Source organism: Kribbella kalugense (assembly GCF_004365875.1).
Classification (GTDB): domain Bacteria; phylum Actinomycetota; class Actinomycetes; order Propionibacteriales; family Kribbellaceae; genus Kribbella; species Kribbella kalugense.
Genome location: NZ_SODF01000002.1, coordinates 1,045,924 through 1,065,975, shown reverse-complemented (window position 1 = coordinate 1,065,975; position 20,052 = coordinate 1,045,924). Strand labels below are relative to the sequence as shown.

Genomic DNA, 20,052 nt, shown 5'->3' with positions numbered 1-20,052 from the left:
GGGCTGTTGTGAGTTCTTCTCGGCAGATATCCACAGGGTTGTGCCCAACCTGTGCACACCCCATCCGGGGGTTATCCACGACTCGTCCACAGGGGGTGTGGACGACCGAGTGGCCTTCGGTGACCGCACCGGCGTACGGTCGCGAGGCCTGACGCCGGAAACTGTCGGCGGCAAGGAATACGGTTCGAGCAGGTGTTCGAACTCGGCCACATCGGCCGGGTCGCGCCGGCCGGACGGCGGCGGACGAGGAGGTCGGGCAAAGTGAGCGTGGCGGAGTTCCGCGGGGGCCAGGACGACGGCCACGAAGAGCGCAGTCCGGCGATGGGCTTCGACCGCACCCCACCGCAGGACCTGGCGGCCGAGCAGTGCGTGCTCGGCGCGATGATGCTGAGCAAGGACGCGATCGCCGACGTCATCGAGACCCTGCGCGGGACGGACTTCTACCGCCCGGCCCACGAGTCTGTCTTCGACGCGATCACCGACCTGTATGCGCGAGGTGAGCCGGCCGACGCGATCACCGTCGCCGCCGAGCTGACCAAGCGCGGCGACATGGCCCGGATCGGCGGCGCGCCGTATGTGCACACCCTGGTCGCGTCCGTCCCGCTCGCGGCCAATGCCAGCTACTACTCGCACATCGTCCGCGAGAAGGCGATCCTCCGCCGGCTGGTCGAGGCCGGGACCAAGATCGTCCAGCTCGGGTACGCCGGTGAGGGCGAGGTCGACGACGTCGTCGACGAGGCGCAGGCGGAGATCTACTCGGTCACCGAGAAGCGGACCGCCGAGGACTACGCCCCGCTGAAGGACATCATGGAGGGCACCCTCGACGAGATCGAGGCGATCGACTCCCGTGGTGACGCGATGGTCGGCGTACCGACCGGGTTCACCGACCTGGACGAGCTGACCAACGGGCTGCACCCCGGCCAGATGATCATCGTCGCCGCCCGTCCCGCGATGGGGAAGGCGCTCGCCCTCGACACCCCACTGCCGACGCCGGCCGGCTGGACCACGATGGCCGAGGTCGCGATCGGCGACCAGCTGCTGGATGCCAACGGGTTGCCGACCACGGTGGTCGCGGCGACCGAGGTGATGGTCGACCGGCCCTGTTTCCGGCTGTCGTTCTCCGACGGCAGCACGATCGTCGCCGACGCCGAGCACCAGTGGCGGGTCGAGGACGGCGGTCGCCCGGTGGTCTGCACGACCGCCGACCTGTACACGGCGATGTCGGCGAGTCCCGGACTGACACCGCCGATCCCCGGGTCGGCGCCGCGGCAGATCACCGGGCACGGCTTCCCGGCCGCGCTGCACGGTGAGGGCGACCGTCGGCTCGAGTGGGTCGACCCGGTGGACAGCGTGCCGGTGCGCTGCGTCGAGGTCGACAACCCCGACCACCTGTACCTGGCCGGCAAGACGATGATCCCGACCCACAACTCCACGCTCGGCCTGGACTTCGCCCGCTCCTGCTCGATCAAGCACGGCCTGACCTCGTGCATCTTCTCGCTGGAGATGAGCCGCAACGAGATCACCATGCGTCTGCTCTCCGCCGAGGCCAAGGTCCCGCTGCACCACATGCGCAACGGCAAGATGACCGACGAGGACTGGGCCCGGCTGGCCCGCAAGATGGGTGAGGTCTCCGAGGCCCCACTCTTCATCGACGACTCGCCGAACCTCACCATGATGGAGATCCGCGCGAAGGCCCGCCGCCTCAAACAGCGTCACGACCTCAAGCTGATCATCATCGACTACCTGCAGCTGATGACATCGGGCAAGAAGGTCGAGTCCCGCCAACTCGAAGTCTCCGAGTTCTCCCGCTCCATCAAGCTCCTCGCCAAAGAACTTGAGCTCCCCGTCGTAGCCATCTGTCAGCTCAACCGAGGCTCCGAACAACGCTCCGACAAACGCCCCATGGCCTCCGACCTCCGCGAATCCGGCTGCGTCACCGCAGACACCCGGCTGATGAGGGCCGACACCGGTGCGGAGATCTCGATCGGTGAACTGCTCGCGAGAGGTGCACGGGATATCCCGGTCTGGTCGCTCGACGATCGCCTGAAGCTGGTGCCACGCACGCTGACCCACGCCTTCCCGAGTGGGGTGAAGGAGGTCTTCCGGCTGAAGCTGGCCTCCGGCCGGGAGATCAAGGCCACCGCGAACCACCCCTTCCTCACGTACGACGGATGGAAGCCGCTGGGCGAACTGTCGCCCGGCGCCCGGGTGGGATCACTCCGGCACGTCCCAGCACCGCTCGACGTGAAGCCGTGGGACGAGGACGAGCTCACGCTGCTCGGTCACCTGCTCGGCGACGGATCCTTCGTCAAGCGTCAGCCGATCCGCTACGCGAGCATCGACGAGGCCAACCTGACCGCGGTCGGCGAGGCTGCCCAGCGACGCTTCGGCATCACCGCGATCCGCGACGAGTACGCCGCTGCACGCGTCACCACGCTCCGACTGCCGGCGCCGTACCGGCTCGCCCGCGGCAAGCGGAACCCGATCGCCGCCTGGCTCGACGGCCTTGGCCTCTTCGGACTCCGCAGCCACGAGAAGTTCATCCCCGACGGTGTCTTTGCCCTCCCCAAGGAGCAGGTCGCCCACTTCATCCGCCACCTCTGGGCCACCGACGGCTCGGTCCGCTGGGACGCGAAAGCCGGCCAGGGTCGCATCTACTACGCCTCCACCAGCCGCCGCCTCGTCGATGACCTGGCCCGCCTCCTCCTCCGCCACAACATCTTCAGCCGGATCAAGACCGTGAAGAAGACCGGCTACCGGGACGCTTACCACCTGTACATCTACGGCGCCGAGAACCAGCTGCGGTTCTGCGACGGCATCGGCGTACACGGCCTGCGCGGGTTGAAGGTGCTCGAGGTGGCGACGGCCCTGCGGGACATCAAGCCCAACACCAACCTGGACACCGTGCCCAAGGAGGTGTGGTCCAAGGTGCGTGAGGTTCTCGCCGCACGCCAGGTCTCGCACCGCGAGTTCGCGACCGCGATGAGCACCCAGTTCTCCGGTTCGACGATGTGGAAGCACGCCCCCAGCCGGCAGCGCCTGGCCAGGGTCGCCGACATCCTCGACGACGCCGACCTCGAAGTCCTGGCCACCAACGACATCTTCTGGGACACCATCACCTCGGTCGAAAGCCTCGGCGAGCAGGAGGTGTACGACGCCACCGTCCTCGGCACCCACAACTTCGTTGCCGAAGGCATCGCTCTTCATAACAGCCTGGAGCAAGATGCCGACGTCGTCCTCCTCCTGCACCGAGAGGATGCCTACGAGCGGGAGTCGACTCGGCCTGGGGAAGCGGACTTCATCGTTGCCAAGCACCGTAATGGGCCTACGGCCGACGTGGTTGTGGCCTTCCAAGGGCATTACTCGCGGTTTGTGGATATGGCGCACGACGGTTAGTCGAGGTGGGGGCCGTCCCAGGTGGAGAGGCAGAAGGGGTGCCCGACCGGGTCGGCGTACACGAAGCAGTGGTCGGAGTTCGGCTGGTGGTCGAACTTGGTGGCGCCGGCGGCCATGACGCGGGCCTCGGTCGCCGCCAGGTCGTCCACGAAGAATTCGAGATGCATCTGCATGGGTACGTCGCCGTCCGGCCACTGCGGTGCGCGGAAGTCGGCGACCTGCTGGAATCCGATGCTGCCGTCGGGGCCGGTCGTTGTCGCCCAGTGCTCGCTCCCCTTCGCCACGCCTCGGGTGATCTCGGCATAGAAGTTCGCCAACGCGAGAGCGTCCGGAGCGTTCACGGTGACGCCGCTGAACCTGATCCGGTCTGACATCAGCTGACCCCATCCCGGTACGCCGACGTGAGTTCCGTCCAGCGCTGGTGCCAGGCACCGGCCGGTTTCTGTTCCGACCAGCCGTCTTCGTGTACGGCGCCAGCGCTCGTCAGCGAACGCCCGAGGTCCTCCAGGTGCGCCTGCCAACCAGCTCCGTAGAAGTGGAGCTTGTCGGCCGGCAGGCCGCGTTCCTCGACCACCAACCTCGTCCGCGATCCCTCCGCGGTGAGCCACGCCTCGAGCTGTCCCTCATCGGCGTTGCCCGGCTCGGTCGTGAGCAGCAGATGCCGCGGGCTGTCGCAGACCTCGATCCTCGCCGGGCCGGACCAGGTGCTGGTGAAGACGGCGTGAACCGTTCCGCCCACATGCAGCTCGCCGGACACCTCGGCGATCCAGCGCGCCAGCCGGTCCGGCGTCGTGCATGCTGCCCACAGGTCGTCGATATCCGTGTCGTACACGTCCTCGACCCGCACCGCTCCACTGGTTTCGTCCAGCGACCGCATGGTCCCGATCAGCTTCACTTCCGCGCCTTCTTTCCGTCGGCATCCAGGCGCCTAATGTACCCAGTTGGTTACGTACCTGCAAGGGTACATAAACAAGTCAGCTGGTTGCCTTGGCGGCGTCTTGGATCAGGTTGGCCACGGCCTGGGGGTGGCTGATCATCGCGACGTGGGACGAGGTCGGCAACTCGACGATCTCGCGGCAGTTCGCGCGGTTGTACATGAAGCGCTCGGCCGCCGGCGGGATCGTCTTGTCGCGGCCGGCGACCAGTCCCCACGACGGAATCGTCCGCCACGCGGCGGCCGTGGTCGTGTAGGTGAAGGAGTCCACATCGAAGGGCCGCTGAGTGGCTTGCAGGAGGCGGAACGTGGCTGCGGACACGTCGGCGGCGAAGGCCGCCTGGCCGTCCTTGCTCAGGTACAGATCGGTCCCGGTGGTGCCGTCGGGCTTCGTGTAGGGGACCGGCACGCTCACGGCCTGGATCTCGCTACCTGGGAACATGGCGATGAGCCCGCCCTGGCTCTCGCCCACATCGGGCACGAACGCGGAGATGTAGACCAGCGCCTTGACGTTGCTCTTCCCGGCCGCGGCATTCGTGATGACGGTTCCACCCATGGAGTGGGCGACCAGGACGACCGGCCCGCTGATGGAGTCCAGCAGGCTCCCGATGTACGGCGCGTCGGTCGGGATACCCCGCAGCGGGTTCGACCCCGCGATCGTGGGGTAGCCCTTGCTCTGCAGTTCCTTGATGACTGCGTTCCAGCATGACGAATCGGCGTACCCGCCGTGGACCAGCACGATGGTCGGCTTGACCTTCGGCGCTGCCTTGTCGTCCTGGGCAGCGGTTGCCGCGCTCGCCTCGAACGGAGTAGCCATCAGCGCTGCTGATCCGGCCAAGGCCGCACCGGCCCCCAGTACCTTCCGGCGCGAGACGTTCGTACCCATGGTGTTCTCCTTGGTCTGGAGTTGACGTGCTTGAACGTCAGTGAAGGTACGGAGGGAGCAACCGTCAAGACATCGGGGGAACCCCTCGCCACAACCCTCGAACGAGGGTGCCCGCTAGCGGTTCTTCCAGCGTTCGGCGGAGATCGACTCCTGGGCGAGCAGCCGGAGTGACGCGATCAGGGTCTCGCCGAGGATGGTGCCGATCACCACGGATTCGGCCAGTTGGTCGCGGGTCGGGTTGGCGGTGACCGCGTCGATCTCCAGGTTGGTGAAGCGTTCGACCGATTCGGCGTACGTGTCGAGATGGGTGACGAGGTTGTCCTGGCCGAGGCTGCGCAGGGCGGCGATGGTGTCGATCAGGGTGGCCAGGGCGGGGGCCTCGGGGTGGACCGACCAGCCGCGGTTGGCGATCAGCTCGGTGACCTGCGCGGTGGCGGCGGTACGGGCGTCGTCGGAGGCGGCGAGGCGGCGAGTAGGAGTGAGGGCGCGGTGCGCGCGGCCGATCTGTTCGTGCAGCGGTTCGGTATCCGAGTCGAGTGACTCGAGGATCTCCTTGACCTTCGCGACCGGGACCTGGGCCAGCTCGATCAGGGCGCGGATCAGCCGGAGCCGGCGGACGTGGGTCTCGCCGTACGACGCCTGGTTCGGGCTGCTGAGTTCGCCGGCGGGCAGCAGGCCCTCGCGCAGGTAGTACTTGATCGTCGGCACCGGGACGTCGGTGGCCTTGCTGAGTTCCCCGATTCGCATTTTCGCTTGCCTTCCCATCGGCTGTGATGGATAGTATCAGTATCCATAAGCGGATACCATGACTATCCGTTTGAAGAGAAAGTGTGTGCTCATGACCGACACGTCCCGGATCATCGCCGGCGTCATCCTGCTCACCATCGTGACGATCCAGTTCGGCGGCTACTTCATGACCAAGATCGTCCGCGGTCAGGTGCCGATGACCGGCTTCCAGAAGTCGTTCGCCCGGGCCGGTCACGCCCACGCCGGCGTACTGGTCATCCTCAGCCTGGTCGCACTCCTGTACGTCGACCAGACCAGCCTGACCGGGTTCTGGCTGTGGGTCGGCCGACTCGCGATCCCGGTCGCGGCCGTCCTGATGTCCGGCGGCTTCTTCGCGTCGTCGGCCGGCAAGGACCGGACCCAGCCCAACCAGTTCCTGTGGATCCTCTGGCTCGGCGCCGCGTCCCTGGCGGCCGGTGTGCTGACGCTCGGGATCGGGCTGATCGTTGCCTGAGGCATCATGTCGCGCCGGAGAAGGCCTGCTTCAGCCGATCGCCGACCCGGGCGATCAGAGCAGCCGTCTCCGGCGTCGCCTCGTCGACCACGAAGCCCCCGAGTGAGGCGATCGCGGCCACCTGGGTCAGCAGCATCGCCGGCGTGTCCGCACTGAACCGGACCACACACGAGGACGGCCCGGTCGGCTCGACGATCCCGCGTACGACGCCCTCGAAGGCCGAGGTAACCACCGACGCAGGCGCCTCGACCGTCAACCGCACCGTGTGCCGGTACTGCGCTGAGACGAACGACTCCACCAGATAAGACGCCGCGTCCGCCGCCGGCAACACCCGCGGAGTGAAACGATGCAACACCGGTGTCACCGCAGCGATCCGGTCGACCCGGAAGATCCGCCAGTCGTCCCGATCCGGATCGAACGCGAGCAGATACCACCGCCACGCCAACGTGAGCAGCTGATGCGGCTCTACTCGACGCCGCGACGCCGCGCGCTGCCGCCCTTGGTAGTCGAAGGCAACGATCTCGTGGTTCCGGCAGCAACGCGCGAGTACTGCGAGTGCCCCCGGATCGACCTGCGGTACGCCGGGCCGCGGGATCGCCTCCGCCGACGAACTCACCGCGGCGAGCTGCGGCCGAAGTCTTGCGGGCAGGACCTGCTCCAGCTTGGCCAGGGCACTCATCGAGCTCTCCGCGATCCCGCTCACGCCACCGCCGGCCGCGCCGACGAGACCGAGTGCAACCGCGATCGCCTCGGCGTCGTCCAGTTGGAGCGGCGGCAGATGCGTCCCGGATCCGAGTCGGTACCCGCCCGCGGTCCCGGTCGTCCCGGTCACGGGGTAGTCGAGGGACCGGAGCCGGTCGACGTCGCGTCGTACCGTTCGCTCGGTGACGCCGAGGCGGTCGGCGAGCTCACGACCGGACCACTCGCGCCGGCTCTGCAGCAACGACAACAGCCGGAGCATCCGACCAGGCATCGTGTTCACCACCACAGGATGCCTTGAGGACAGATGCTGTCCGCAAGGGCCCATAGCGTGAGTTTTATGATGCTGACGACGACAAGCACGGAGTACGACGAGAAGCGGCTCGGTTTCCAGCGGCGAGACCCACATCGGCCCGAGGTGATCTTCCCGGTCACCAACGCGACCGAGGTTGAAGAGGCCGTGCGCTACGCCATCGATCACAACAGCAAGATCGCCGTACAGGCAGCCGGTCACGGTCTGACCGAGGGCATCGACGGCGGCGTGCTCATCGCGACCGCCGGGTTCAACAGCGTGACGGTCGATCCGGACAAGAAGACGGCCTGGATCGAAGCGGGTGCGACGTGGCGAGACGTGCTGGAAGCGACCGCGCCGTACGGTCTGGCGCCGCTGTCCGGGAGCTTCCCAGGCGTCGGGGCGATCTCCTACACGCTCGGCGGCGGTCTCGGGCTGATGGCGCGACGGTTCGGGTACGCCGCGGACCACGTCCGCCGGATCGAGCTCGTGACCATGGACGGGGTACGGCGGGACGCCGACGGGGACCTGTTCTGGGCGACAAGGGGTGGTGGCGGCAACTTCGGTGTCGTGACCGGGATCGAGATCGAGCTCTTCGACGTGCCGACGCTGTACGGAGGCAGCCTGTACTTCGACTTCGCGGAGCACCCCGACGTCCTTGAGGTATGGCGGCAATGGACCAAGACCGTTCCTGACGAGGTGACGTCGGCGGTGGCACTCGTTCCGCTGCCGGACATCCCGCAGATCCCGACCGAGCTGCGCGGGAAGTACATCGCGCAGGTGCAGCTCGCGATTCTCGCTGACAACGCCGAGGAGCTGATCAGGCCGCTGCGGGCGATCGGGGAGCCAGTGATGGATACGGTCGGCGAGCTGCCGTACGTCGAGTCGGGAAAGATCTTCGCCGAGCCCGATCGGCCGGACAGCTTCAGCTCGCGCAACGTTCTGGTCAGCGACCTCGACCCGACGGCGCTGGCGACCGTGCCGAAGCTCGCCGGCCCAGAGGCGTCGACGATGTGCGTGGTCGCCATCCGCCATCTCGGCGGCGCGCTGACCAGGGAGCCGGCGGCCGCGAACGCAGTCAGCCATCGGGATGCGGCGTACTCGCTGACCCTGATCTCACCTGGCGCCGACGACGCCAGCGAACTCCACAGCGCCGTCCTGGAGCCTTGGCGTGACCTGACGGTCGGCCGACTGCTCAACTTCAACGGGGCCGGGATCGACCTCCGGGATGTCTACGACGCGGAGACGTTCAGCCGGCTGACGGAGCTCCGTCACCACTACGACCCGGACCGTCGCCTCCAAGCAAACCACCAGCTCTAACAATCAACTCTTCGACCAGACTCCGGCCGGAACGATCACAGGGCCGCGGTCACGTCGATCTCGACCAGCTGGCCCGGGAATCCGAGCTGGGCTACGCCGAGCAGGGTGCTGGCGGTGGTGAAGGCCGGACCTAGCGGTGACGCGTTGAGTTGCGTCCAGACGGCGGACAGGTCCTCGCGGTCCGGGCTGGCCACGTAGATGACGGTCCTGACGACCTGCTCCGGACGAGCGCCGGCGGACTCGAGTGCAGTGAGGATATTGCTGATGACCTGAGCGGTCTGGCCTTCCAGACCACCCGAGGCCAGCTCACCGGACGGCTGCAACGGACACTGCCCGGCCAGGTAGACGAGCGTCTCCGCCTGGACCTTCGTGACGTGGTGGTAGCCGGGGGTCGGGTGGAGTTCGCTGGGGTTCGTCCGGATGATGCTCACGTTCGGAACCCAACGCGAGAGTTCATCCTCGGGTCAACAGATTTAGCACGTAGCGCTTCTGCCAAGGCGTCTCCACGGCCCGCTTGTCGTAGTGGCGCCGTACATAGTCGACGGCCTGGTCAGCGCGCAGACCATCAAGTACGGCGAGACACGCGAGTGCGGTGCCCGTCCGGCCGCGGCCGCCGTCGCAGGCGAACTCGACGCGCCCGGTCCCGGTCGCCTCCAACGCCTCCCGAAAGGTGGTCAACGCGGCAGGGCGGTCCGTGGGAAGCCGGAAGTCCGGCCACTTGATCCAGTGCGTCTCCCACGGCACGTCCGGCGGTTCCGTGCTGGTCAGATACACGCCGTACGTCGGAAATGGCGCTGCCGCCGGGGATCGGCGCAGACTGCGTCCGCGCACGAGCCGACCCGACGGCAGCTCCATCACACCTGGTGCGTCCTTCTCCCAATGGCCCACGGGATCAAGCTACTAGGCGCTCCTCCGTGGAGGTGGAGAAGAGGTGCAGCTTGTCGGGGTCCGGTGCGAGGTAGACCTCAGTGCCCTTGTCGTTGTGCAGGCGGGTCCCGATCCGGGCGATGATCTGCTGGTTCTCGGCGTGATCCGCGGTCCCGTACAGGAACGCGTCCGAGCCGAGCTCCTCGATCACCGCGACCTTCACCGGCAGACCCTTGTCGGCAATGTGCAACGCCTCCGGCCGGATGCCGAGCGTCAGCGTCTTGTCGTCGCCGGCCTTGGCCAGCAGTTCACGCTTGACCGGTACGACGTAGTCGCCGATCTTCGCGCCGCCGTCGACGATCTCGGCGGTGATCAGGTTCATCGCCGGCGAACCGATGAAGCCGGCCACGAACTTGTTCTTCGGGCCGTCGTACAGGTTCAGCGGGGTGTCGACCTGCTGCAGTACGCCGTCCTTCAGCACGGCGACGCGGTCGCCCATCGTCATGGCCTCGACCTGGTCGTGCGTGACGTAGACGGTGGTGACGCCGAGGCGGTGCTGCAGCTCGGCGATCTGGGTGCGGGTCTGGACCCGCAGCTTGGCGTCGAGGTTCGACAGCGGCTCGTCCATCAGGAACACCTTCGGGCTGCGCACGATCGCGCGGCCCATCGCGACCCGCTGACGCTGACCACCGGACAGTGCCTTCGGCTTGCGGTCGAGGTACTCCTCCAGACCGAGCAGCTTGGCGGCATCCTGGACGCGCTGAGCGCGCTCGTCCTTGTGGATGCCCTGCATCTTCAGGGCGAAGCCCATGTTGTCGGCTACCGACATGTGCGGGTAGAGCGCGTAGTTCTGGAACACCATCGCGATGTCGCGTTCCTTCGGCGGGGCGTTCGTGACGTCCTTGTCGCCGATGAAGATCGCGCCTTCGTTCACCTCTTCGAGCCCGGCCAGCATCCGCAGTGCGGTCGACTTGCCGGAACCCGACGGTCCGACCAGGACCATGAACTCGCCGTCCTCGATGTCCAGATCGAGTTTGTCCACCGCGGGGAGGTCGGTGCCCGGGTAGACCCGGGTGGCTCCTTTGAACGAGACAGTTGCCATGTCGCGCTTCCTTTCCTTCGCCGGCAGGAACGTGCCGGACGATCCGTAGCAAAGGCCCCCAGGTCTTTGGGTGTCTGCTTGGTGACGCATCACCGAAGCACAAAGTACAACGACCGACCCGGCACTTACATTCCCGGGTGATGTAAGCCGCTCGATTGACAAACAGATTTTTTACGTACAAAGTTCTTTTTGTGATGAGAGACGTGATGCACCTGGAGCAGCTCGAACAGGCCGAGGCGCTGTTCAAGCCGCAGCGGATCGAGGTGCTGCGGCGGCTGGCGGAGCCGGCCACCTGTGGCGAGGTGGCCGAGCAGCTCGGTCAGACTCCGCAGCGCGTCTACTACCACGTCAAGCGCCTCGTCGAGGCGGGACTGGTGACCCAGGTGGACGAGCGCAAGGTGCGCGGCATCCGCGAGGGCATCTACCAGGCGACGGCCCGTTCGTACTGGCTGTCCCCGACGCTCGTCGGCCGGATCGGTGGACTCCGCCGTACCCGCGACGAGCTGAGCCTCGGCTACGTGCTGGACCTGATGGAAGAGGTCCAGACCGACATCGCCGCGCTGGATCGGTCGGCTCCGGAGCTGCCGTCCATCGGGGTTTCCGGTGAGATCCGGGTCCCACCGGACCGACGGCGGGAGTTCTTCGAGGACCTGCGCGGCACGCTGCAGGACCTTTTCGAGCGCTACGGCGGCAGTGAAGGCGATGCCTTCAAGCTCGCCGTGGCCTGCTACCCCAAGGGAGACCAAGACCATGACTGAACTGCTGACTCTGAAAGCACGCGCCAAGGCCGGTATCGACGAGGTCCGGCAGGCGCTCACCGATCCGAAGGCCCTCAACCTCTGGCTCGGCGAACACTCGACCGTCGACCTGCCCGGCACCTTCGAGTTCTGGGGCCGCTACATCCCGGAAGGCGACGCGCCGCACCAGCGGGTCCTCGGGTACGACGGAAGCACGCTGACGCTGGCGTGGACACTCGGCGGCGAGGAGACCACGTCCGAGATCACGCTCACGTCCGACGGCGACGACGCGACCGTGATCAAGGTGACGCAGACCCACTTCGACTTCGCCGACGCGATCAGCGGCGCGAACATCCGCGGCGTACTCCAGACCTTCTGGTCGCTTGCGCTGGCGAACCTCGTCGACCACGTCGAGGGGCGCGAGCTGACCACCCGGCCGGATTTCACCTCGACGACGTTCGAGGGTGACGCGCTGATCGACGCGCCGATCGACCAGGTGTACTCGGCGCTGACCGAGTCGGCGAAGGCGTCGGAGTGGTTCGGGTACCCGGTCGACATCGACCCGCGGAAGGGCGGCCGGTTCGCGATGGGCGGGTTCGACGCCGGCCCGGGCGTGGAGATCGTCGACCTGGTCGAGGGCCGGAAGATGTCGATGGACTGGGGTCCGGGCGGCATCAGCACCTGGGAGCTGGCCGAGTCCGACGGCAAGACCCGGCTCACCTTCGTGATGAGCGGGTTCGACGAGACCAACCCGCCGTACGGCGCCTGGACCGGCTGGCTGTACGGAGTCGCAGCACTCCGTCGCTTCAGCGAGCTCTCGGACTGGAAGATCTGGATCGACTAGAAGTACGGACCCTCGGGGCTTGTCGAGTCGCCGATCAGATCGAGCAGGGCGGTCACCGCTCTGCTCGGTCGCCGTCCGGCCAGCGTCACGACGGACAACGTCCAGATCAGGTCGGTGCCGTTGATCGGCAGCTTCGCGACCCCACGCTCCTCGGGCAGTTCGAGATCGGGTACGACGGCCACGCCGAGCCCGACCCGGACGTAGTCGGGGATCGTGGTCAGCTCCGGGACCTCGACCTGGATCCGCCGCGGCGTCCCGATCGTGTCGAAGGCGCGATCGACCATCTTCCGGTTGCCGAAGCCGGTCGGCATGTCCACGAACCGCTCGCCGGCCAGCTCCTCCAACCGGACTCCAGCCGTATGGCCGGCCAGCGGATGCGACGCAGGCACTAGTGCGACGAACGGGACGGTCGCGATGTCCCGCACGTCGAGCCCACTCAGCTCGGGTTTCGGCAGCCCGAGCAGGGCGACGTCCAACCGGCCGTGGCGTACGTCGTCCGCGAGACCGGTTGAGCCGGTCGGTGAGGTGGCGACCTGCATCTCGACCAGCGGATACGTCCGATGGAACGCACCGAGCAGCTCGGCCATATTGACCAGGCTGAGCCGGGCGAGCGTTCCGATCCGAATGCTGCCGCGCAACCCCGACGAGGCCTCCTCGACCGCGGCCCGGGCTCGGTCCAGGGCCTCAAGTGCGGCCTTCGCCTCGGGTAACAACGCCTGGCCGGCGGCCGACAGCACCACTCGCCGGGTCGAGCGGTCGAACAGTGTCGTCTTCAGATCGGACTCGAGAGCCCGGATCGCGGCCGACACCGTGGACTGCACGGTGAACACGCGCTGCGCCGCCCGGGTGAAACTCAGTTCCTCGGCGACGGCGACGAAGTACTCGAGCTGCCGACTGTCCATAGCCCGAATTATCGGGTTTGGCGATAAGAGCGTGCAAGAACTTTCGTTGGACTCGATAGATGTCGCGCGGCACGCTGGAAACATGTCCACCATGACGTCTTCGCGGACCGCTGTGCGGATCCGTTTCGCTCACGCGCCCGGGTTCTGGGTGATCGCGGCGGCCTTCCTCACCACGATGGCCTTCTCGACGATTCCGACTCCGCTCTACGCGATCTACCAGCAGCGGGACGGGTTCCCGACGTACGTCATCACGGTGATCTTCGCCAGTTACGCGGTCGGCGTGATGGCGTCGCTCTACCTGGCCGGACATGTCAGCGACTGGCTCGGCCGTCGCCGGGTCGCGCTGCTCGCCGTACTTGCGGAAGCGCTGTCGGCAGTGATCTTCCTGGTCTGGCCGGCTGTGCCTGGTCTGCTGGTTGCGCGGTTCATCTGTGGCGTCGGGGTCGGCGTACTGACTGCGACCGCGACCGCGCATCTGTCCGAGCTGCGGCAGATCGCGCGGCCGGGGGAGGACCCGAGCCGATCCGCGCTGATCTCGAGCATGGTGAACCTCGGTGGGCTCGCGTTCGGTCCGCTGGTGGGCGGACTGCTGGCGCAGTACGTGTCGTCGCCGTTGCAGCGTCCGTACGAGATCTTCCTGGTACTGCTGTTGCTCAGCGCGATCGGGATCGCGCTGGTGCCGGAGACGGTGGAGCGGTTGGAGGAGCGACCGGCGTACCGGCCGCAGCGGGTGGCCTTGCCGTCGTCGGCTCGTCCGCTCTTCTTCGCGTCGGCGATGGGCGCGTTCGCGGCGTTCGCGATCTTCGGGCTGTTCACCTCATTGGCGCCGACGTTCCTGGCCGGCGTCCTGCATCACACCTCGCGCCTGCTCGCCGGCGTCGTGACGTTTGCCGTGTTCATCGCGGGGGCGGCGAGTCAGGCTGTGTTCGTGCGCTTGTCGCGTCCGCAGCAGTTGCGGCTCGGGCTGGTCGCGATGTCGGTCGGTCTGGTGGGCGTGGCCATCGGTGGGCTCATCCCCAACCTGTGGCTCTTCGTCATCGGTGGTGTCGTCGCCGGGGCCGGTGTGGGTCTGGTCTTCCGCGGCGCTGTTGCTACCGCAGCCTCGCTGGCTGACCCGAGTTCGCGCGGTGAGGTCCTCGCCGCGCTCTTCCTGATCGCGTACGCCGGGCTGGCGATCCCCGTACTCGCGATCGGCCTGGGCATCGCCTTCCTCCCCGCCGAGGTCGCGCTCGTCCTCTTCTCCGCACTCATCCTGATCCTGGTCAACGCCGCCGTAATCCGCATGCTCGCCGCCCAGCGGTGATGTGATGATGCGCGGGTGGACCTGGAACGCGACTACGGACTGACCGTCTCGGCACTCGAGCCGCACCCCGGTGGGTTCGCAACTGACGGCTGGGTGGCCGACGGGCAATGGTTCGTGAAGGTGTGGAAGGCCGGCGAGCAGCCGGTGGGGTTGGACCTCTTGGCGGAGTTGCACGCGCTCGGGTTGCCAGTGGTCGAGCCGCGGCGGACCCTGCGAGGCGAATTGTCCGCGACGACCGGCACCCGGGCGTACGCCGTTTTTCCTTATATAGAAGGGCGTACGGCGAAGTGGGACGACTGGCGAGTCGTCGCCCAGGCGATGCGGCAGGTGCATGAGACGCCGGCACGGTTGACCCTTCCGCGACCGGACCTCAGCGAGCCGCACATCCGTACCCTGGGCCGGCACCTGCAGCACCCGTGGATCGCAGATCGCGCCGACGAGGTTGCCGCGGCGATCACGCGGTTGGACGGCGTCCGTGCGCGACTCGAGGACAAGCCGGTGCGGGACGTCGTGTGTCACACGGACTTCCACGGGCTCAACGTGCTGATCGACGACAAAGGTGAAGTGGCGGCGATCCTCGACTGGGAGAACGCCGTGATCGGGCCCCGCGAGTACGACGTGTGGGTCGCGGCCGACGGGAACGAGCTCGTCGGGTTCCTCGACGCGTACGGCGCCGACGACCTCGACTCCGATCACCTCGAGTTCGCCCTGCTCGCCCGTGGGCTTCGGGACATGTCGGCCCGGGTGATGCACAACCTGGATCAACCCGGCGTGGACATCTGGGGCTTCGACCGGATCGCCCGCCTGGACAGCGATCTCGACGTGTTCCGCCACTACTGCCCCTAGGCAGCCGCCCCTGGGCCGGGCAGTACGTCGATATCGTTGGAGTGCATGGGTTTGCCGCAGTGCGAGCAGCTGAGCTCGACATGGCTGATCTCGCCGCAGGCGTGGTGCCGGTAGAGGACCGGCGGTCCCGCCTTGCCGGCCAGCCATTTGTCGCCCCAGGCAACCATCACCATGAGTACGTCGATCAGCTCCAGGCCCTTGCCGGTCAGCACGTACTCGTAGCGCGGGCGCTTGTCGTACGGCCGGCGCTCCAGCACGCCCCGATCGACCAGATGGTTCAGCCGCTCGGTAAGCACCTTGCGGGAGATCCCGAGGTCCGCCTGGAGCTGCTCGAACCGCGACATCCCGACGAAGATGTCCCGCAGGATCAGCGGCGACCACGGCTCACCCATCACGTCGAGCGTCCGCGCGATCGAACACGCCATCTCACTGAAGTCTGTGCGCTGCATGGAATCAGTCTAGCAATTGGGGTTCCCTAAGGAAACCCCGACGTGTTAGCGTTCCTTCAAGGAACTCCAAATGGAAGGTGGGAACGATGAGCAAGGTCTTCTGCGCCCTGGCTGTCTCGGTCGACGGCTACATCACCGGTCGCGACTCCGGTCCGGACCACGGACTCGGCGACGCACCGATGCTGTTCGACTGGTACTTCGACGGCGACACCCCGAGCCAGGTCTTCGACGGGTTCCATCTCAGCGCCCCGAGCGCCCTGATGTTCGACGCACTCGCCGGGCGGGTCGGCGCGGTTATCGCCGGGCACAAGACGTACGACGACTCCGGTCACTTCGGTGGCGGCAGCCCGCACGCCAAGGCGCCGCTGGTCGTGCTGAGCCATGGTCCGGTGGCGGAGATCAGCGAGCAGCAGACGCTCGCCAACACCATCGAGGACGCGATCGAGGCGGCTCGCAAGCTCGCGGACGGCAAGGACGTCGGGCTGATGGGCGGCGGTGTCGTGACCGCGGCGCTGACCGCCGGACTGGTCGACGAACTCGTTCTCCACCAGGTGCCGGTGCTGCTCGGCGGCGGCCGGCCGTTCTTCCAGGAGCTGCCCGAACACGTGCGCCTCAACCTCGTCGAGGCCGTGCCCGCGCCGGGCGTGACTCACCTCCACTACTCCGTCGTACGTTGACTCGAAGGGACACGATCATGCTGAAGCCCGCCGTACGTAACGCCGTCGAAAGCACCTCGATCGCCCACCTGGCCACCGTTCTGCCGGACGGCTCGCCGCATTCGATCCCGCTCTGGGTCACCACGCTCGACGAGCGCATCCTCTTCCTTACCGGGCCCGACTCGCAGAAGGCCCGCAACCTCCGCCGCGACCCTCGCGTCGCGCTCTCGATCGCGCCGGTCGACAACCCGTACGAGCCGGTCATCATCCGCGGCCGCGTGGTCGAGTGGATCGACGGCGACGCCGGCTGGGAACTCGTCGACCAGATCGCGATGAAGTACATCGGCCAGCCGTACGACCGCAACCTGCAACGCGTCATCGGCGTCATCGAGCCGGAGCACCAGACCGTCGGCGTCTAGGATGCGCGCATGGGTGTGACTGTGACAGTCGGGGAGCAGGACGCATATCTCGCTCGGGTCGGCCGGGCCGGCATGTTGATGCTGCCGATGATCACCGGGATCGGTGAGCAGGTCCGGGCCTGGGCCGACGAGCTGGCAGGGGAGGGGATCACCGCGCTGGCGTGGGATCCGTTCAAAGGGCGGAGTACCGACAACACCAGTCGGCAAGAGCTGAGTGGGTTGCTGCGGGAGATGGACGACGACACCGCCCTCGCCGAACAGAGTGCGTTGCTGGACTATCTCATCGACGAGCTCGGATGCAGCAAGGTCGGTGTGATCGGGTGGTGCCTCGGCGGGCGGTTCGCGTTCCTGCTCGGGGCGCGTGACCAGCGGGTGGCGAACGTCGTTGCCTTCCACCCGACCGTCCCGTCGGATCGGCCGCCGCACCACACGTACGACGCGATTGCCGAGTCGGCCGCGATCACGGCGCCGGTGCTGGTCAGCTACCCGAGCGCGGACACCGCCGTACCCAATGCCGACTTCGAGACCCTGCAGACCGTGCTGCAGGCGCGGACGGCCGGCGCGACGTTCACGCAGTACTTCCCGGGCGCGGACCACGGATTCTCTGACAAATCCCGCCACGACAAGGACGTCAACGCAGACGCTTTCCGACTCGCCTGGCCCCAGGCCCTCGCCTTCATGAAGGCAACGATCGCCTGAGCTCGGTCTCCAGCCGGCGGTGCAGCTCGCCGAGCCGGCTGCGGCCGGGGGAGCCATTCGGGTAACGCCGCAGTACATCCCGGACCATAGGCGGCACGCGTTCGATCGCCCAGTCGACGATGGCCTCAGGATCGCGCCCAGCCAGCTCGTGCGCGTACGCCGCGTACTGCGCCGCTCCCACGATATGCTTCACCTGAGTGGCCGCCGCCAACGGATGCAGGTACGCCGACCCCGCCGCCGCAACCGCCGCCCGGGCAGCTGCTTCGGCGGCTGGATCGTCAACCTCACCCGCTGCCTTGAGTGCCGCCCAGGCAGCCGTCCGGATCGCCTTCGTTCGGTTGCCTCCGGCACCGAATTCGCGGACTACCTCGATCGCCTCCCGCGGCCGCCGATCGTCCGGAGCCACCGCCTCATAGAGAGGCAACGCCCGCTCCGCGCAGTCCGCGCTCCAGAGGCTGAACTGCCGCAGTTCGTCGAGGCTCAACGCGATCTCCATGGGTCTCAACCGTATCGTTGAACCCCGGTGTTTAAGCTTTCACGCTGCCCGGCGATGGTCGGTCGGCGTGATGCCGCGGACTCGTTTGAAGGCGACGCTCAAGGCGAAGGCGTTGGCGTAGCCGACTCGGCGGGCGATCGACTCGACCGTGTCGCGGGTCGAGCGCAGCTGGTCGGCGGCGAGGGTGATCCGCCAGCCGGTCAGGTAGCTCATCGGGGCCTCGCCCACGACGGCCGTGAATCGTCGGGCCAACGAGGCCCGGGACACCCCGACGCGATCCGCGAGATCGGTGACGTTCCACGGGTGCGCCGGATCCTCGTGCAGCAACCGCAACGCGGTCCCGGCGACCGGATCGGTCTGCGCCTGATACCAACCCGGCGCATGCGACTCCGGCCGGGCGAACCACGCCCGTAGCGTGGTGATCAGCGCCAGGTCGAGCCACCGGTCCAGCACGCTCTGCTGCCCCGCCGCATCCCGCTGGATCTCGCTCGTGATCATGTCCATCACCGACCCGGCCACCTCGGCAGCCGGTACGACGAGCACCGGTGGCAGCGCGGTCACCAGTCGGCGGCTGACGTCGCCCGCCACCTGATAGGTGCCACTGGCAACCATTACCTCGCCGGACTTGCGACTGCCGTAGGTCCGGACGCCGAGCCGGGCCGAGTAGTCGGCCGGTGCCCCGGGCAACGGTTCGCAGATGCCGCCGGGGTGGATCCGCAACTGGGGTGCGGTCTGCACGCTGTCACCGACGACGTACGGCTCCGGCCCGGTGATGATCGCGACATCGCCCTGCTCCATCCGCTCCGGCGCGATTCCGTCCCGGGTGATCCAGCCCGAGCCGCGGACCAGGATCGCGAGCGCCAGCGGCGCCTCGTCCCGGATCTCCAGCGCCCAGGGCAGATCCAGGATCGTCAGGTTGAACACCCCGTCCTGCGCGCGGGTCCCAGTCAGCAGTTCGTCGAGCACGTCCATGCGAAGAGGGTACGCCATGCTGAGTGTCTCGAACATCGAATTGCGCCGGATAGCCATGGTTTGTCTCACTCAAGCCCGCTGAACTAGAGCCATGACACCGATTCTGATCCTCAGTGGCAAAGGCAAGACCGGCCGTCGCGTCGCGGCACAGCTCGACGCGCGGAAGGTCCCGTACAGGCTCGCCTCGCGATCCAGCGAGCAGCCCTTCGACTGGTACGACGAGAGCACCTGGGCGGCAACGATCGCCGGCGCGGACACGGCGTACCTCGCACCTCCGGTCGGACCGACCGGACTCGCGCAGGCCGGCAAGTTCATCCAGCAAGCCGACGGGCTCCGCCGCCTGGTCCTGCTCTCAGGTCGTGGCGTCGGCAGCCCGGGGCGCGACTTCGCCGTGTACGACGGTCAGCTGGACCTGGAGAACGTGGTCAAGGCGAGCAGTCTGGACTGGACGATCGTCCAGCCGGCCTGGTTCGCGCAGGGATTCAGCGAGGACTTCCTCCGGTACCACGTGCTGGCGAGCGAGATCCGGCTGTCCGCCGGTACCGGCGCCGAGGCCTGGATCGACACCGATGACGTCGGCGACGTGATGACCACGGCCCTTCTCGACGAGACGTATACCGGCCGGACCATCCCGATCTCCGGTCCGCGTCCGCTCACCATGACCGAGATCGCCGACGTCCTCTCCGCCGCGACAGGCCGCCCGATCTCGTACGTCGACTTGGACCCGGAGGCGCACGTCGCCGAGCTGGTCGAGCAAGGACTGACGCCCGAGGACGCCGACGCGGTCCGCGACCTGTTCGCCGTCATCCGCAATCACCGCTCCGAGTACGTCTCGGACGGCGTCGAGCAGGTCCTCGGCCGCCCGCCCCGCGACTTCGCCGACTGGGCCTACGAAACGGCCAAGTCTGGAGTGTGGGCCGAGTAACGCGGACCCCAGTCACTCATCAATTGCGGTTTCGGCAGTGGCCGCACGCTCAGGCGGCCCGCCGAGCG

At 67.4% G+C, this 20,052-nt stretch carries 23 protein-coding genes; 11 read left to right on the top strand and 12 right to left on the bottom strand.

Annotated features, from left to right (window positions below; translation table 11 throughout):
- Positions 1 to 261: 261 nt before the first annotated feature.
- Positions 262 to 3,396, top strand: a complete 3,135-nt coding sequence (locus EV650_RS22860; RefSeq protein WP_439648817.1) for a replicative DNA helicase — start codon at positions 262 to 264, stop codon at positions 3,394 to 3,396.
- On the opposite strand, the gene EV650_RS22855 is transcribed toward EV650_RS22860, so the two are convergent.
- The 4 genes from EV650_RS22855 to EV650_RS22840 all read right to left on the bottom strand — a co-directional run bounded on the left by EV650_RS22855 (position 3,393) and on the right by EV650_RS22840 (position 5,963).
- Positions 3,393 to 3,770, bottom strand: a complete 378-nt coding sequence (locus EV650_RS22855; RefSeq protein WP_134121068.1) for a VOC family protein — start codon at positions 3,768 to 3,770, stop codon at positions 3,393 to 3,395. The two genes, EV650_RS22860 and EV650_RS22855, sit on opposite strands and share 4 nt — an antisense overlap.
- Entirely contained in the window at positions 3,770 to 4,291 is a 522-nt protein-coding gene (locus EV650_RS22850; protein WP_238174392.1) for an SRPBCC domain-containing protein, read from the bottom strand. The genes EV650_RS22855 and EV650_RS22850 overlap by 1 nt, the downstream gene beginning before the upstream one ends.
- Positions 4,292 to 4,370: 79 nt before the next feature.
- Positions 4,371 to 5,216 carry an alpha/beta fold hydrolase gene (locus EV650_RS22845; protein ID WP_134121067.1) on the bottom strand — a complete coding sequence of 282 codons (846 nt, stop codon included), beginning with the start codon at positions 5,214 to 5,216 and terminating at the stop codon, positions 4,371 to 4,373.
- 114 nt (positions 5,217 to 5,330) lie between these two features.
- Positions 5,331 to 5,963, bottom strand: coding sequence for a MerR family transcriptional regulator (locus tag EV650_RS22840; RefSeq protein WP_134121066.1), 633 nt, complete (start codon positions 5,961 to 5,963; stop codon positions 5,331 to 5,333).
- Between the two features lie 91 nt (positions 5,964 to 6,054).
- On the opposite strand from EV650_RS22840, the gene EV650_RS22835 reads away from it, so the two are divergent.
- Positions 6,055 to 6,456 carry a hypothetical protein gene (locus EV650_RS22835; RefSeq protein ID WP_134121065.1) on the top strand — a complete coding sequence of 134 codons (402 nt, stop codon included), beginning with the start codon at positions 6,055 to 6,057 and terminating at the stop codon, positions 6,454 to 6,456.
- Between the two features lie 4 nt (positions 6,457 to 6,460).
- On the opposite strand, the gene EV650_RS22830 is transcribed toward EV650_RS22835, so the two are convergent.
- A complete protein-coding gene (locus tag EV650_RS22830; RefSeq protein ID WP_202875061.1) occupies positions 6,461 to 7,429 on the bottom strand; it encodes a helix-turn-helix transcriptional regulator in 969 nt (322 codons plus the stop codon).
- A 66-nt stretch (positions 7,430 to 7,495) separates the two neighbouring features.
- Here EV650_RS22830 and EV650_RS22825 point away from each other — a divergent pair, with 66 nt between their 5' ends.
- Positions 7,496 to 8,767: an FAD-binding oxidoreductase gene (locus tag EV650_RS22825; RefSeq protein ID WP_238174391.1), complete on the top strand. Its 1,272-nt coding sequence runs from the start codon at positions 7,496 to 7,498 to the stop codon at positions 8,765 to 8,767.
- Between the two features lie 35 nt (positions 8,768 to 8,802).
- On the opposite strand, the gene EV650_RS22820 is transcribed toward EV650_RS22825, so the two are convergent.
- From EV650_RS22820 to EV650_RS22810, 3 genes are read right to left on the bottom strand one after another with little or no spacing between them, the layout of a single operon-like run.
- On the bottom strand, positions 8,803 to 9,198 hold the full coding sequence (locus EV650_RS22820) for a RidA family protein (protein ID WP_134121062.1): 396 nt from the start codon (positions 9,196 to 9,198) through the stop codon (positions 8,803 to 8,805).
- Between the two features lie 22 nt (positions 9,199 to 9,220).
- A complete protein-coding gene (locus EV650_RS22815) occupies positions 9,221 to 9,655 on the bottom strand; it encodes a protein-tyrosine phosphatase family protein (RefSeq protein ID WP_238174390.1) in 435 nt (144 codons plus the stop codon).
- Positions 9,656 to 9,659: 4 nt separating this feature from the next.
- The gene (locus EV650_RS22810) at positions 9,660 to 10,736 is read right to left on the bottom strand and encodes an ABC transporter ATP-binding protein (RefSeq protein ID WP_134121061.1); all 1,077 of its coding nucleotides are present in this window, start codon (positions 10,734 to 10,736) and stop codon (positions 9,660 to 9,662) included.
- 194 nt (positions 10,737 to 10,930) lie between these two features.
- Here EV650_RS22810 and EV650_RS22805 point away from each other — a divergent pair, with 194 nt between their 5' ends.
- Together EV650_RS22805 and EV650_RS22800 are read left to right on the top strand one after the other, a co-directional pair.
- Positions 10,931 to 11,494 (top strand): ArsR/SmtB family transcription factor, encoded by a 564-nt coding sequence (locus tag EV650_RS22805; protein ID WP_134122621.1) that lies wholly within the window; start codon positions 10,931 to 10,933, stop codon positions 11,492 to 11,494.
- Positions 11,487 to 12,317, top strand: a complete 831-nt coding sequence (locus EV650_RS22800; RefSeq protein ID WP_134121060.1) for an SRPBCC family protein — start codon at positions 11,487 to 11,489, stop codon at positions 12,315 to 12,317. Before EV650_RS22805 ends, EV650_RS22800 begins: the two co-directional genes overlap by 8 nt.
- Here the strand turns inward: EV650_RS22800 and EV650_RS22795 are convergent.
- Positions 12,314 to 13,219, bottom strand: coding sequence for a LysR family transcriptional regulator (locus EV650_RS22795; protein ID WP_134121059.1), 906 nt, complete (start codon positions 13,217 to 13,219; stop codon positions 12,314 to 12,316). The two genes, EV650_RS22800 and EV650_RS22795, sit on opposite strands and share 4 nt — an antisense overlap.
- 82 nt (positions 13,220 to 13,301) lie before the next feature.
- On the opposite strand from EV650_RS22795, the gene EV650_RS22790 reads away from it, so the two are divergent.
- Together EV650_RS22790 and EV650_RS22785 are read left to right on the top strand one after the other, a co-directional pair.
- Entirely contained in the window at positions 13,302 to 14,522 is a 1,221-nt protein-coding gene (locus EV650_RS22790) for an MFS transporter (protein ID WP_134121058.1), read from the top strand.
- A 15-nt stretch (positions 14,523 to 14,537) separates the two neighbouring features.
- Positions 14,538 to 15,368, top strand: a complete 831-nt coding sequence (locus EV650_RS22785; protein WP_134121057.1) for a phosphotransferase enzyme family protein — start codon at positions 14,538 to 14,540, stop codon at positions 15,366 to 15,368.
- Here EV650_RS22785 and EV650_RS22780 read toward each other — a convergent pair.
- Positions 15,365 to 15,817 (bottom strand): winged helix-turn-helix transcriptional regulator, encoded by a 453-nt coding sequence (locus EV650_RS22780; protein WP_134121056.1) that lies wholly within the window; start codon positions 15,815 to 15,817, stop codon positions 15,365 to 15,367. The genes EV650_RS22785 and EV650_RS22780 overlap by 4 nt on opposite strands.
- An 86-nt stretch (positions 15,818 to 15,903) precedes the next feature.
- On the opposite strand from EV650_RS22780, the gene EV650_RS22775 reads away from it, so the two are divergent.
- Genes EV650_RS22775 through EV650_RS22765 form a run of 3 tightly spaced genes read left to right on the top strand, consistent with a single transcriptional unit; the run spans position 15,904 to position 17,591 of the window.
- Complete coding sequence (locus EV650_RS22775) at positions 15,904 to 16,494, top strand: dihydrofolate reductase family protein (RefSeq protein WP_134121055.1); 591 nt, start codon at positions 15,904 to 15,906, stop codon at positions 16,492 to 16,494.
- A gap of 17 nt (positions 16,495 to 16,511) precedes the next feature.
- On the top strand, positions 16,512 to 16,892 hold the full coding sequence (locus tag EV650_RS22770; RefSeq protein WP_134121054.1) for a TIGR03618 family F420-dependent PPOX class oxidoreductase: 381 nt from the start codon (positions 16,512 to 16,514) through the stop codon (positions 16,890 to 16,892).
- 9 nt (positions 16,893 to 16,901) lie between these two features.
- Positions 16,902 to 17,591: a dienelactone hydrolase family protein gene (locus EV650_RS22765; RefSeq protein ID WP_134121053.1), complete on the top strand. Its 690-nt coding sequence runs from the start codon at positions 16,902 to 16,904 to the stop codon at positions 17,589 to 17,591.
- On the opposite strand, the gene EV650_RS22760 is transcribed toward EV650_RS22765, so the two are convergent.
- Positions 17,569 to 18,087 carry a putative immunity protein gene (locus EV650_RS22760; protein ID WP_134121052.1) on the bottom strand — a complete coding sequence of 173 codons (519 nt, stop codon included), beginning with the start codon at positions 18,085 to 18,087 and terminating at the stop codon, positions 17,569 to 17,571. The two genes, EV650_RS22765 and EV650_RS22760, sit on opposite strands and share 23 nt — an antisense overlap.
- 39 nt (positions 18,088 to 18,126) lie before the next feature.
- Entirely contained in the window at positions 18,127 to 19,059 is a 933-nt protein-coding gene (locus tag EV650_RS22755; RefSeq protein WP_134121051.1) for an AraC family transcriptional regulator, read from the bottom strand.
- 91 nt (positions 19,060 to 19,150) lie between these two features.
- Between EV650_RS22755 and EV650_RS22750 the strand changes: the two genes are divergently transcribed.
- Positions 19,151 to 19,984: an NAD(P)H-binding protein gene (locus tag EV650_RS22750; RefSeq protein ID WP_134121050.1), complete on the top strand. Its 834-nt coding sequence runs from the start codon at positions 19,151 to 19,153 to the stop codon at positions 19,982 to 19,984.
- The last annotated feature ends 68 nt before the right edge of the window (positions 19,985 to 20,052 follow it).

What these genes read in the sequence shown, in the direction of transcription:
- EV650_RS22775 (WP_134121055.1), top strand. Translation starts at nt 15,904, where the DNA reads ATGAGCAAGGTCTTCTGCGCCCTGGCTGTCTCGGTCGACGGCTACATC.
- EV650_RS22855 (WP_134121068.1), bottom strand. Translation starts at nt 3,770, where the DNA reads ATGTCAGACCGGATCAGGTTCAGCGGCGTCACCGTGAACGCTCCGGAC.
- EV650_RS22835 (WP_134121065.1), top strand. Translation starts at nt 6,055, where the DNA reads ATGACCGACACGTCCCGGATCATCGCCGGCGTCATCCTGCTCACCATC.
- EV650_RS22825 (WP_238174391.1), top strand. Translation starts at nt 7,496, where the DNA reads ATGATGCTGACGACGACAAGCACGGAGTACGACGAGAAGCGGCTCGGT.
- EV650_RS22810 (WP_134121061.1), bottom strand. Translation starts at nt 10,736, where the DNA reads ATGGCAACTGTCTCGTTCAAAGGAGCCACCCGGGTCTACCCGGGCACC.
- EV650_RS22830 (WP_202875061.1), bottom strand. Translation starts at nt 7,429, where the DNA reads ATGCCTGGTCGGATGCTCCGGCTGTTGTCGTTGCTGCAGAGCCGGCGC.
- EV650_RS22800 (WP_134121060.1), top strand. Translation starts at nt 11,487, where the DNA reads ATGACTGAACTGCTGACTCTGAAAGCACGCGCCAAGGCCGGTATCGAC.
- EV650_RS22780 (WP_134121056.1), bottom strand. Translation starts at nt 15,817, where the DNA reads ATGCAGCGCACAGACTTCAGTGAGATGGCGTGTTCGATCGCGCGGACG.
- EV650_RS22770 (WP_134121054.1), top strand. Translation starts at nt 16,512, where the DNA reads ATGCTGAAGCCCGCCGTACGTAACGCCGTCGAAAGCACCTCGATCGCC.
- EV650_RS22790 (WP_134121058.1), top strand. Translation starts at nt 13,302, where the DNA reads ATGTCCACCATGACGTCTTCGCGGACCGCTGTGCGGATCCGTTTCGCT.
- EV650_RS22805 (WP_134122621.1), top strand. Translation starts at nt 10,931, where the DNA reads ATGAGAGACGTGATGCACCTGGAGCAGCTCGAACAGGCCGAGGCGCTG.
- EV650_RS22760 (WP_134121052.1), bottom strand. Translation starts at nt 18,087, where the DNA reads ATGGAGATCGCGTTGAGCCTCGACGAACTGCGGCAGTTCAGCCTCTGG.
- EV650_RS22845 (WP_134121067.1), bottom strand. Translation starts at nt 5,216, where the DNA reads ATGGGTACGAACGTCTCGCGCCGGAAGGTACTGGGGGCCGGTGCGGCC.
- EV650_RS22750 (WP_134121050.1), top strand. Translation starts at nt 19,151, where the DNA reads ATGACACCGATTCTGATCCTCAGTGGCAAAGGCAAGACCGGCCGTCGC.
- EV650_RS22755 (WP_134121051.1), bottom strand. Translation starts at nt 19,059, where the DNA reads ATGGACGTGCTCGACGAACTGCTGACTGGGACCCGCGCGCAGGACGGG.
- EV650_RS22840 (WP_134121066.1), bottom strand. Translation starts at nt 5,963, where the DNA reads ATGCGAATCGGGGAACTCAGCAAGGCCACCGACGTCCCGGTGCCGACG.
- EV650_RS22795 (WP_134121059.1), bottom strand. Translation starts at nt 13,219, where the DNA reads ATGGACAGTCGGCAGCTCGAGTACTTCGTCGCCGTCGCCGAGGAACTG.
- EV650_RS22765 (WP_134121053.1), top strand. Translation starts at nt 16,902, where the DNA reads ATGGGTGTGACTGTGACAGTCGGGGAGCAGGACGCATATCTCGCTCGG.